This window comes from Sapientia aquatica (assembly GCF_004358105.1).
GTDB lineage: Bacteria > Pseudomonadota > Gammaproteobacteria > Burkholderiales > Burkholderiaceae_D > Solimicrobium > Solimicrobium aquaticum.
In genome coordinates, this window is sequence record NZ_SMYL01000007.1 from 98,281 (window position 1) to 109,578 (window position 11,298).

8 protein-coding genes are annotated in these 11,298 nt (G+C 48.5%); 4 read left to right on the forward strand and 4 right to left on the reverse strand.

All coding sequences use genetic code 11. The features are described 5' to 3' along the window. Positions 1–27 precede the first annotated feature (27 nt). The 4 genes from E2I14_RS13630 to metG form a co-directional block, all read right to left on the reverse strand. Positions 28–867 (reverse strand): segregation and condensation protein A, encoded by an 840-nt coding sequence (locus tag E2I14_RS13630; RefSeq protein WP_133329457.1) that lies wholly within the window; start codon positions 865–867, stop codon positions 28–30. 44 nt (positions 868–911) lie between these two features. Next, complete coding sequence (locus E2I14_RS13635; protein WP_133329459.1) at positions 912–1,103, reverse strand: DUF3460 family protein; 192 nt, start codon at positions 1,101–1,103, stop codon at positions 912–914. Between the two features lie 121 nt (positions 1,104–1,224). Further along, entirely contained in the window at positions 1,225–2,937 is a 1,713-nt protein-coding gene (locus E2I14_RS13640; protein WP_133329461.1) for a SulP family inorganic anion transporter, read from the reverse strand. A 124-nt stretch (positions 2,938–3,061) separates the two neighbouring features. After that, positions 3,062–5,125 (reverse strand): methionine--tRNA ligase, encoded by a 2,064-nt coding sequence (gene metG, locus E2I14_RS13645; protein ID WP_133329463.1) that lies wholly within the window; start codon positions 5,123–5,125, stop codon positions 3,062–3,064. Positions 5,126–5,372: 247 nt separating this feature from the next. Here metG and apbC point away from each other — a divergent pair, with 247 nt between their 5' ends. The 4 genes from apbC (at position 5,373) to E2I14_RS13665 (ending at position 11,245) form a co-directional block, all read left to right on the forward strand. Continuing rightward, positions 5,373–6,461 carry an iron-sulfur cluster carrier protein ApbC gene (gene apbC, locus E2I14_RS13650; protein ID WP_133329465.1) on the forward strand — a complete coding sequence of 363 codons (1,089 nt, stop codon included), beginning with the start codon at positions 5,373–5,375 and terminating at the stop codon, positions 6,459–6,461. A gap of 374 nt (positions 6,462–6,835) precedes the next feature. After that, positions 6,836–9,586, forward strand: coding sequence for a preprotein translocase subunit SecA (gene secA, locus E2I14_RS13655; protein WP_133329467.1), 2,751 nt, complete (start codon positions 6,836–6,838; stop codon positions 9,584–9,586). 89 nt (positions 9,587–9,675) lie between these two features. Further along, positions 9,676–10,572 carry a DMT family transporter gene (locus tag E2I14_RS13660; RefSeq protein ID WP_133329469.1) on the forward strand — a complete coding sequence of 299 codons (897 nt, stop codon included), beginning with the start codon at positions 9,676–9,678 and terminating at the stop codon, positions 10,570–10,572. Positions 10,573–10,774: 202 nt separating this feature from the next. Beyond that, positions 10,775–11,245 (forward strand): GNAT family N-acetyltransferase, encoded by a 471-nt coding sequence (locus E2I14_RS13665; protein ID WP_133329470.1) that lies wholly within the window; start codon positions 10,775–10,777, stop codon positions 11,243–11,245. The last annotated feature ends 53 nt before the right edge of the window (positions 11,246–11,298 follow it).

Consider the following 11,298-nt stretch of genomic DNA (forward strand, 5'->3'; position numbering starts at 1 on the left):
ATAAGGTACAGAAGTAGAAGAATAGGTTTAGCTCGGGGTGTAAGCCAAGCGCACATAGATAGGCGCAAATGCTTCGGCTTGCGTAATTTCGATTAGCGTTTCTTTAGCGAGTTCCAGTAGCGCGACGAAGTTCACCACCAAGACTGGCGCGCCGCGATTGATGTCGAATAGGTCTGAGAATTCCACAAACTGGGCCGATTGCAAGCGCCGCAAAATGCCAGACATGTGTTCGCGCACCGAGAGTTCTTCGCGACTGATTTTGTGATGCTGAACTAATTTGGAGCGCTTCAAAATATCGGCCCAAGCCGCTTGTAAATCCGCTAGCTCAACTTCGGGCCAATGCAGAATGGTGTTTTGTTCGACCAATACTTGCGCGCATAAGAAATCGCGCCCCAATTGCGGCAGCGCATTGACGTCCATCGCGGCCAATTTGATTTGTTCGTATTCCAGCAAGCGGCGTACTAATTCAGCGCGCGGATCGTCGGCTTCTTTGCCTTCTTCGCTTGGTTTTACTGGTAACAACATGCGCGATTTAATTTCAATCAACATGGCGGCCATGAGCAAATATTCGGCCGCTAATTCCAGATTATTTTTGCGAATTAATTCGATGTAATCCAAATACTGGCGCGTAACCTGCGCCATCGGGATATCGAGAATATTGAAATTTTGTTTGCGGATTAAATACAGTAATAAATCCAGCGGCCCTTCAAATGCTTCCAAAAAGATTTCCAGCGCGTCGGGCGGAATGTACAAATCGGACGGCATTTTAAACAGCGGCTCGCCATACAATTTGGCGTACGCAACCCCATCCACCACGTTGGGCGTGGTGTCGGTGGTGTGATGTAATTCTTGTTCTAGTTCAGACATGAGCTGTCAGAGAATGCCGCACTGATACGCTGAGCGGGTGCGGATTAATGCGATTCTTTTTTAACTGTCGAGCTGAGGATGCGCTTTTGCTCATCTAAGCTGGTAGGGGCTTTATCCCACAACAAGGCGCGACCGGCTAATTGATTTTGTTCTAATTGTGGATTGGCTTTTTTGAGACTGTCCAAAAACAAAGTAATTTCAGATTGATAGCGAGTTTGTTGTTTTGAAAATAACATAATGTGCGCCTAGGTGGATGGATTAGAACGAGCGCTATTTTACCCTAATCCAGCAGGGGTTTTTAGAAAATGGCTCCCGATTCAATTTTGTTATGCCAATGTTGTGGCATTGTTATCAAATTCATTCGGGCGCGCGCGTGCCGCACAATGTATGGGCGCGGGCGATGGCTTCATTTAATGTTGGTAAGCAGTTAATCGCACCGATTTTGTCGATAAAATCACCGCGCTTCATTAAATCCAGCGGTTGCCGATTCGCGCCGCACACCAGTAATTGGCTGTGATGATTGGCAAGTTGATGGTGTAGATTTTGCAAGCAATCTAAACCGGTCGTGTCCATGTTGATCAATTGATGCAGTTCCAAAATAATGATTTTGGGTGGCACCTGATGCGGTTTGATGAGCGACTCCAATTTATCGGCTGCGCCAAAAAATAAGGAGCCAAAAATAGTGTAAGCCTTAACATGTTCGGGCAAGGGCTGCGGGAGCACGTTGGGTTTAATTTCATCAATTGTGGTGATGCTAGAGATGCGGTAAATAAAGAAAATACAGGCCAACATCAAGCCGACTTCGACCGCCACGCTTAAATCCAAAATCACCGTCAATAAAAATGTCCCGACCAAAATAATCCGGTAATTCATCGTGAAATGACCTAGCTTTTTGAATTCGCGCCATTCGCCCATGTTGTACGCCACAAACATTAAAATTGCGGCCAAGGTCGCCAATGGAATATTGGCAGCCAATGGTGCGGCAACCAAAACGATGACGACCAACGTCAGTGCGTGAACTATGCCCGCGACTGGTGAGGTTGCGCCGCTACGCACGTTGGTGACCGTGCGCGCAATCGTTCCGGTAGAAGGGATTCCACCAAAAAATGGCGTAACAATATTGGCCACGCCAAGCGCCATTAATTCTTGATTGGGGTCGTGTTTTTGGTGGTCGATATCGTCGGCCATTAAGTTGTCCGCCACGCGCGCACAGAGCAAGGATTCAATCGAGCCGAGCAGCGCAATCGTTAATGAAGGCGCGAATAATTGTTTGACCAAGACCCAGCTAAATGTGGGTAAGGTAAAGCTCGGAAAGCCTTGTGGAATGCCGCCGAACTTGCTGCCTATTGTCTCCACGTGTAGCCCTAAAACATACACCGCCAATGTGCCCAGTACTAACACAATCACGGTAATCGGGATGGATTTCAGCGGGTGCAATAAGCGCTGCTGGGCGCGGAAGCGATGATCCAAAAAAGTCAAAAAACGCGTCCAACCAAAAATAATTCCCAAGGACACAAGAGCCAAGCCAAGCGCCTCAACATTAATCGTGTGGGCTTGTTGCGCCAAGACCGAAATCTGCGCAAAAAAGTCACCCGGCATTTTGCTAATGCGCAGGCCAAAAAAATCCTTGAGCTGCGATACAGCGATCAGCACGGCAATTCCGTTGGTAAATCCAATGACGATGGAAACTGGAATAAATCGAATTAGCGAGCCTAATTTGAACAAGCCCATGCCCACCATAATCACGCCAGCAATAATGGTCGCGATCAGTAAATTAGCTAGGCCGTATTTCTCAATAATCCCGTACACCACGATGATAAATGCACCGGCTGGGCCGCCGATCTGAACTCGCGAACCACCTAGGGCTGAGATAAAAAATCCGGCAAGGATGGCAGTAAAGATTCCCGCCTCGGGCGTAACACCGGAGGCAATTCCAAACGCCATGGCGAGCGGCAGCGCAACGATGCCAACGGTGAATCCTGCAATTAAATCCTGAATAAATCGGCGACGATTGTAGTCGCGTAGCTCATCCCATAAACGGGGATGAAAGTGGAAATTAATGGCCGACATGGGGCTGTCTTGGTGGGTAGTGGAAATGGTATTGTAGGCGCTCGTTACCGAAAAAACATTGTTGAAAATTAAAAAGGCCAAGAATATTTTCTTGGCCTTTTTATCATTTAAATCACGTCCGTCATTAGCGAACGCGCATGCCGGGAACGGCGCCCGGCCAAGGTTCGAGGATGTAAATGCCTGGATTGGCTTTCTCATCCTTAGCAGAACCGGCCAACACCATGCCTTCGGAGACGCCAAACTTCATTTTGCGCGGCGCTAAATTGGCCACCATAACCGTTAATTTTCCGACCAGTTGCTCGGGCGGATACGCGGATTTAATGCCAGAGAACACATTTCGATGGCGGCCTTCACCAACGTCCAAGGTCAAGCGCAATAATTTGTCTGAACCTTCGACGGCTTCGCAATTGACGATTTTGGCGATACGCAAGTCGATCTTGGCGAAGTCATCAATTGTGATGGTTGGGCCGATTTCCTCGATGTCGCTCTCGGCGGCTGCATCCGCGGTTTCAACTGCTGGCGCGGCTGGTGCAGTTGGCGCATCAAACAACGCATCAAAAATGGCGGGTTCAACGCGGGTTAGTAAATGCTGATAAGCGTTAATCGTGTGGCCATTTGGCAAGACAGTATTCACATCGGTCCACTGCATAGGAGCGATGTTGAGCCAGGTTTCTACTTGCGCGGCAACTTGCGGCAAGACCGGTTTGAGGTACAAGGTCAAGATGCGGAAAGCTTCTAACAGGCGGCTGCAAACTTCTTGCAGCGCGGCGTCGTTGGCGCTGTCTTTAGCCAAAATCCACGGCTTATTGGCATCAACATACGCATTGATAATGTCAGCTTGTTCCATGATGGCGCGCAAGGCTTTACCGAATTCGCGACCTTCGTACAAGGTTTGTAATTCTGGTGCAATGGCGCGAATCCCAGCCAAGAATGCATCGTCCTCAGTTGCCCATGCGGTGTTGACTTGGCCGTTAAAGCGTTTGCTGATGAAGCCCGCTGCGCGGCTGGCGATGTTGACAAATTTACCGATCAAGTCCGAGTTGATGCGCGCGGTGAAATCTTCGGCGCTGAAGTCGATGTCTTCTACTTTGGCATTCAATTTGGCGGCCAAGTAATAGCGTAACCATTCCGGATTCATCCCGATATCGAGATACTTCAATGGCGAGATTCCAGTGCCGCGTGACTTGGACATTTTTTCGCCCGACACGGTCACAAAGCCATGCGCGTAGACGCGATCGGGCGTTTTGTAGCCAGAGAACTTCAACATCGCAGGCCAGAACAACGTGTGGAAATACGTGATGTCTTTGCCGATGAAGTGAATTTGCTCGGTCGTTGGGTCTGCCATAAAGGCATCAAAATCGCGTCCGGTTTTGTTAAAGTAGTTTTTTAGCGAGGCCAAATAACCGACTGGCGCATCCAGCCAAACGTAGAAGTATTTGCCCGGTTGATCGGGGATTTCAATGCCAAAATACGGCGCATCGCGGCTGATATCCCAATCGCCTAAACCGCTTTCGCCATCGAGCCATTCGCGCGCTTTATTGGCCACCTCGGATTGCAAGCGGTTGCCGTCAATCGCCCATTCGCGCAGGAACGCAACGCACTGTGGATCAGATAATTTAAAGAAGAAATGTTCAGACGATTTCATCACCGGCACGGCGCCAGTTAATACCGAATAAGGGTTGATTAATTCGGTCGGCGCGTACACCGCGCTGCACACTTCGCAAGAATCGCCGTATTGATCTTTGGCGTGGCATTTAGGACATTCACCTTTGATGTAGCGGTCGGCCAAAAACATGTTTTTGACCGGATCGTAAAACTGCTCGATGACCTTTGTCGTGATAAAGCCCGCGGCGTTGAGTTTGCGATAAATGTCTTGTGACAGTTCGTGGTTTTCCGCGCCGTCGGTGGAATGCCAGTTGTCGAACGAAATGTGAAATCCGTCCAAATATTGCTTACGACCTGACGCAATTTGCGCCACAAATTGTTGCGGCGTTAAATTGGCTTTTTCCGCAGCAATCATGATAGGCGCACCATGCGCGTCGTCGGCGCACACAAAGCTGACCGAATTACCCATCATGCGTTGATGACGTACCCAGATATCAGCCTGGATATATTCCATGATGTGGCCCAAATGAAAGGCGGCGTTGGCGTAGGGCAGGGCAGTGGTGACGAACAGCTGGCGGGTCATAAGTGTCAATGCGAAAAAGTAAAAGCGCTATTCTAACAGGTCGAGCAAGCCAGCTAAAGGGTGCAAATCGGCCGAGTTGGGCAAGTCGCGCTCAGGTTTGGCATGAATTAGTGCAATAAAAACAAGGCCTTAATAACTTATTTTTTCTAAGGGCAACAATACCGACTTTGCCTGACCCTGATAGACTTGCTGCCGTTTGCAGAAATTTGCAGTAACTCAGATGCAATTAACAATTTTGGAGAAAACCATGAGCGTCACCGAAACCAACGTCAAATCAGCCTTAACTCAGGTGATTGATCCCAATACGAATAAAGACTTGATTACGTCAAAATCGGTTAAAAACATTCAAATCCAAGGATCGGTCGTTAATTTTGAGGTGGAATTGGGCTATCCAGCACAAAGTCAGTTGGAATTGATTCGTGGCTTGGTGGTGGCGGCCGTTGCGGCGGTGGAGGGCGTGAGCGCTGTTAATGCAAATGTGTATAGCAAAATCGTAGCGCATACCGCTCAGCGCGGAATTAAGCTGATGCCCAATGTTAAAAATATTATTGCGGTCGCTTCCGGCAAGGGCGGCGTGGGTAAATCTACCACCGCAGTGAATTTAGCCTTGGCGCTACAAGCCGAGGGCGCGCGGGTTGGGATTTTGGATGCCGATATTTACGGTCCGTCGCTGCCTATGATGATGGGCATTAGTGGTCGTCCTGAGAGCTTGGACGGTAAATCGATGGAACCGTTAGAAAACTACGGCGTGCAAGTTTCTTCCATTGGTTTCATGATTGATCCGGCTGAACCCATGGTGTGGCGCGGTCCGATGGTGACGCAAGCGTTGGTGCAATTATTAGAGCAAACCAATTGGCGCGACTTGGATTATTTGGTCATCGACATGCCGCCTGGCACGGGCGACGTGCAACTGACCTTATCGCAAAAAGTGCCGGTCACTGGCGCGGTCATCGTCACAACGCCGCAAGATATCGCCTTGCTCGATGCGCGTAAGGGTTTGAAAATGTTCGAAAAAGTCGGCATCCCGATTTTGGGAATTGTTGAAAACATGAGCACCCACATTTGCTCTAACTGCGGTCATCAAGAAGCGATTTTTGGTGCCGGAGGCGGTGCCAAGATGTGCGCTGAATATGGCGTGGAATTGTTGGCCGCAATGCCATTAACCATGTCTATCCGCGAGCAAGCCGATTCCGGTTCGCCAACAGTCGTAGCCGATCCAACCGGAACGGTTGCAACGCTGTACAAAGAAATCGCTCGTAAAGTGGCGATTAAAGTGGCGGAAAAAGCCAAAGATATGAGCAGTAAATTCCCGACGATTACCGTGCAACATACCTAAAAAACCAAGCCGGCGCTTGCGTTAATGGCCTTAGAGGCGCTCCTAGTGGGCGCCTTTTTCAATTAGCGAGCACCAAATTTGCACTAGCTAAAGAATCCACAAATGCCGCCCCTGTGGACATAATTAAATAAAGATTAAGAGAACTAGTTAAAGGCGAACTATTTAATTCGGCACCTCTTGCGCTACGGAAATGCAACTCCATATGCCGTCAATCGGCAAAGTGTGTCTACTTTGCCCAGAATTACCTCCTAAATTACCCCGTAAATGTCGAATTTAGGGCTGCACATGGTAGAATCGCGGGTTGAGTTGGCGCCGTATTTTTTTGCCAACACCCTAAGGTTAATTTTTCAAAATCTCACTCATACATTCATCGCATGTCCATTCTGACCAAGATTTTCGGTAGCCGTAATCAACGCCTATTGAAGCAATACCAAAGCACTGTGCGTGTGATCAATTCGCTGGAGCCAGTATTAGAAGCCTTATCAGACGCCGAATTAAAGGCCAAAACTGAGGAATTTAAAGCTCGCTACGCCAAAGGCGAAACCCTTGATCAACTGTTGCCAGAAGCTTTTGCAGTCTGCCGCGAAGCGAGCAAGCGCGCCTTAAAAATGCGCCACTTTGACGTGCAACTGATAGGCGGTATGGTGCTGCATTACGGCAAAATCGCCGAAATGGGCACGGGTGAAGGTAAAACTTTGATGGCGACTTTGCCAGCGTATTTAAATGCGCTGTCCGGCAAAGGCGTGCATGTGGTTACGGTCAATGATTATTTGGCGCAGCGCGATGCCGAATGGATGGGGCAGTTATACGGCTGGTTGGGTTTAACGACTGGCATTAACTTGTCGCAAATGGATCACGACAGCAAGCAAGTTGCTTATGCGGCCGATATTACTTACGGAACCAATAACGAATTCGGTTTCGACTATCTGCGCGACAACATGGTGTACGAAGCGAGCGAACGCGTGCAACGTGCCTTGAATTTTGCGATTGTCGATGAAGTCGATTCGATTCTGATCGATGAAGCACGTACGCCGCTGATCATTTCTGGCCAAGCCGAAAATCACACCGATCTGTATTACAAAATTAACGAAGTCCCGAAACTATTAACCTTGCAAATCGGTGAAGAAACACCCGATGGCAAAGGCGTGGTGGAAGTACCCGGCGACTACACTAAAGACGAAAAATCGCACCAAGTCTTGCTGACCGAAGCTGGTCACGAACGCGCAGAACAAATCCTGACGCAAATGGGTTTGTTGCCAGAAGGCGCATCGTTGTATGACGCAGCGAATATTTCCTTGATCCACCATTTGTACGCTGCATTGCGTGCACATGCGCTGTACTTCAAAGATCAACACTATGTTGTGCAAAACAATGAAGTGGTAATCGTCGATGAATTTACCGGTCGTTTGATGACTGGTCGCCGTTGGTCCGAAGGCTTGCATCAAGCGGTGGAAGCCAAAGAAGGCGTGAAGATTCAAAACGAGAATCAAACCTTAGCGTCGATTACGTTCCAAAATTACTTCCGTATGTATAACCGCTTGTCAGGTATGACCGGAACAGCGGATACCGAAGCATACGAATTCCAAGAAATCTACAAACTTGAAACCGTGGTGGTGCCACCAAATCGCCCATCGCAGCGCGTTGATCGCCAAGATCAAGTGTACAAATCATCGGAAGAAAAATACAACGCGATGTTAATCGACATCAAAGACTGCTGCGAACGCGGTCAGCCGGTGTTGGTCGGTACAACCTCGATTGAAAATTCCGAATTGTTGTCCGGTATTTTGACCAAGCATAAATTAGCGCACAACGTGTTGAATGCTAAACAGCATGCCCGTGAAGCGGAAATTATTGCCCAAGCTGGCCGTCCAAAAATGATTACGATCGCCACCAACATGGCCGGTCGCGGTACCGACATTGTGTTGGGCGGTAATGTAGAAAAACAAATCCAAGTTATCGAAGCGAACGCTGAATTAAGCGACGAGCAAAAGCAGCAGCAAGCACAAAAACTGCGCGACGAATGGCAATCGCTGCATGACCATGTCGTCAAAGCGGGTGGTTTGCACATCATCGGGACTGAGCGCCATGAATCGCGCCGCGTGGATAACCAATTGCGCGGTCGTTCTGGTCGTCAAGGCGATCCAGGTTCTTCGCGTTTCTATCTGTGTTTGGATGACGCGTTATTGCGTATTTTTGCTGGTGACCGCGTGCGCGCAATTATGGATCGCCTCAAAATGCCAGAGGGCGAACCTATCGAAGCGGGCATTGTGTCGCGCTCAATCGAATCGGCGCAACGCAAGGTAGAAGCGCGTAACTTTGATATTCGTAAACAATTGTTGGAATACGACGATGTATCGAACGATCAACGTAAAGTGATTTACCAACAGCGTAACGAATTATTGGAAGCGACCGATATTTCAGAAATGATCACTTCCTTGCGTACTGGCGTGTTCCACGACGTTGTGCGCAGCTTTGTACCCGAAGAATCGGTCGAAGAACAATGGGATATCGCTGGCTTAGAAAATGCCTTGGCGACCGAGTGGCAATTGAACGTGCCATTAAAGCAAATGCTGCAAGACCAGCCTGAGCTAACCGATCACGATTTGCTCGACAAGATCATCGAAGTCGCTGAGCAAAGCTACGAAGCCAAAGTTGCCATCGTTGGGCGTGAATCGTTCGGTCGATATGAGCGCAGCGTGATGTTGCAAAGCATGGACACGCACTGGCGCGAACATTTAGCCGCGTTAGATCATTTACGCCAAGGGATACATTTGCGCGGATACGCACAAAAAAATCCTAAGCAAGAATACAAACGTGAAGCGTTTGAATTATTCTCGCAAATGTTGGAAATGATCAAAAACGACGTCATCCGCACGGTCATGTTGGTACGTATTCAATCGCGTGAAGAAATTGAAGCGGTTGAGCCAGACCAGTTGGAAAACGTGCATTACCAACACGCTGATTTTGATGCCAACGCCGCGCCCGAAGAATTATTGGCACCAACGGCGACACCGGACGAGCAAAATCAACCGCAAGTCAATCACATGTTCAAAATTGGTCGCAATGATCCATGTCCATGCGGCAGCGGCAAAAAGTACAAAATGTGTCACGGTCGTTTAGCCTAATTTGACTTATTGGCAATACTAGTTGAACATAAAAAGGGGACTCCAATGTCCCCTTTTTTTATGCACAAAATTTTAGATTTGGATTTGTCGTGACCTATACCGCTTTCGCTTTAGTTATCCTCGCTGGACTGATACACGCCCTATGGAATATCGCTGCAAAAAAAGCCGGAGGCGATTCACGCTTTGCGGGCTTTACTAGCGTCATCATGATGTTTGTTTGGGCGCCCGTTGGCATTTATTTTTCGCTGGACGTCGTGCCTAAGTGGGGCGTGTTGGAGTGGAGTTTTATCGCCTTTAGCGGTGTGTTGCATGTGCTGTATTTTGTGATTCTATTGCGCGGCTACCGAAAATCCGATCTGACGATCGTTTATCCTGTGGCGCGTGGTTCTGGCCCATTGATTTCGTCATTCACTGCCTTATTTTTGTTGGGTGAGAAATTGACCACAATTGGACTGCTTGGAATGTTGGCGGTGGTCATCGGGGTATTTCTTATTTCAGGCGGACGCGATTTATTACGTTCGGCCCTGCATTCTGGCCAGTCGGAACAAAAGCGCGTCTTGATTCGTAAAGGTATTTTCTACGGTTTGCTGACGGGATTATTTATCGCGGCCTATACCGTCTTGGATGGTTATGCCGTCAAAGTATTAATTATCTCGCCCATCTTGATCGACTATTTCGGTAACTTTTTCCGCGTTGCCTTGCTCACGCCGACCTTGTTGCGTGATCGCGTGCAAACGCTGCATTTATGGCGTGAGCAATGGAAATACGCGCTTGTAGTGGCCACGGTGAGTCCGATTTCATATGTCTTGGTTTTATTTGCAATGCAGACTGCACCACTGTCGCATGTCGCGCCCGCGCGTGAAGTTTCGATGTTGTTTGCTGCTTTAATCGGCGGACGATTACTGGGCGAAGGTGATCGCTTGTTACGCGTCACCGGTGCGCTATGTATTGCTGCTGGTGTGGTGGCTTTGGGAATGGGGAGTTGAAGTATTGTGTCTGTGGTTTGAACTCGGGCATTTTTTTTACGCCAAGTGTCGTAATTTTTGTACCTGCACGGCGAGTTGTCATCAAAGCGTTAAATTAGCGACGGAAAATCAGAGGGGAAATGATTCGACCTGATTTTCGGATTGCGCGCATTTGAGGGCCGAATTTAGCTACCGCGATCTAGTTAGTGATGGAGTGCCTATCATGACGACACTTAAATTTAGAAGCGCATCGATTTTGGATATCCCGGCGATGCTGGAAATTCGATTTTCGGTGCGTGAAAATAAACTATCCAATCCCAATCGCGTCACCACGCAATTCATCGAAGAATATCTCGATTTTTTATTCGACGATCGTCCCTATGAGTTGCGCGGCTGGGTGTGCGAATTCAACGGCAAAGTCGTTGGTTATTGTTATGCTGAAACCGGCAACGCATCCATTTGGGCCTTATTTGTTTCGCCGATTTACGAAGGCAAAGGCATAGGCAAAGCTTTGTTAAATCTGGCAGTGAACTGGCTTTTTAATCTGGGGAAAAAGCAAGTCAGACTTTCTACCCAAGCCAATACTAGGGCGGACCGCTTTTATTCGGCCCAGGGTTGGATTAAACGTGGGATGAAAAACGACACGGAAGTTTGGTATTGTTTGCCAAATCAAGCCAAGATATCCAGACCTTAAACCTAGAAAATATCGTGGTTAGATAACCTTGGTCGTTTTCGTTAGAGCGGTTC

Coding starts and splice junctions, on each gene's coding strand:
- secA (WP_133329467.1), top strand. CDS start 6,836: ATGTCCATTCTGACCAAGATTTTCGGTAGCCGTAATCAACGCCTATTG.
- E2I14_RS13640 (WP_133329461.1), bottom strand. CDS start 2,937: ATGTCGGCCATTAATTTCCACTTTCATCCCCGTTTATGGGATGAGCTA.
- metG (WP_133329463.1), bottom strand. CDS start 5,125: ATGACCCGCCAGCTGTTCGTCACCACTGCCCTGCCCTACGCCAACGCC.
- apbC (WP_133329465.1), top strand. CDS start 5,373: ATGAGCGTCACCGAAACCAACGTCAAATCAGCCTTAACTCAGGTGATT.
- E2I14_RS13665 (WP_133329470.1), top strand. CDS start 10,775: ATGACGACACTTAAATTTAGAAGCGCATCGATTTTGGATATCCCGGCG.
- E2I14_RS13630 (WP_133329457.1), bottom strand. CDS start 867: ATGTCTGAACTAGAACAAGAATTACATCACACCACCGACACCACGCCC.
- E2I14_RS13635 (WP_133329459.1), bottom strand. CDS start 1,103: ATGTTATTTTCAAAACAACAAACTCGCTATCAATCTGAAATTACTTTG.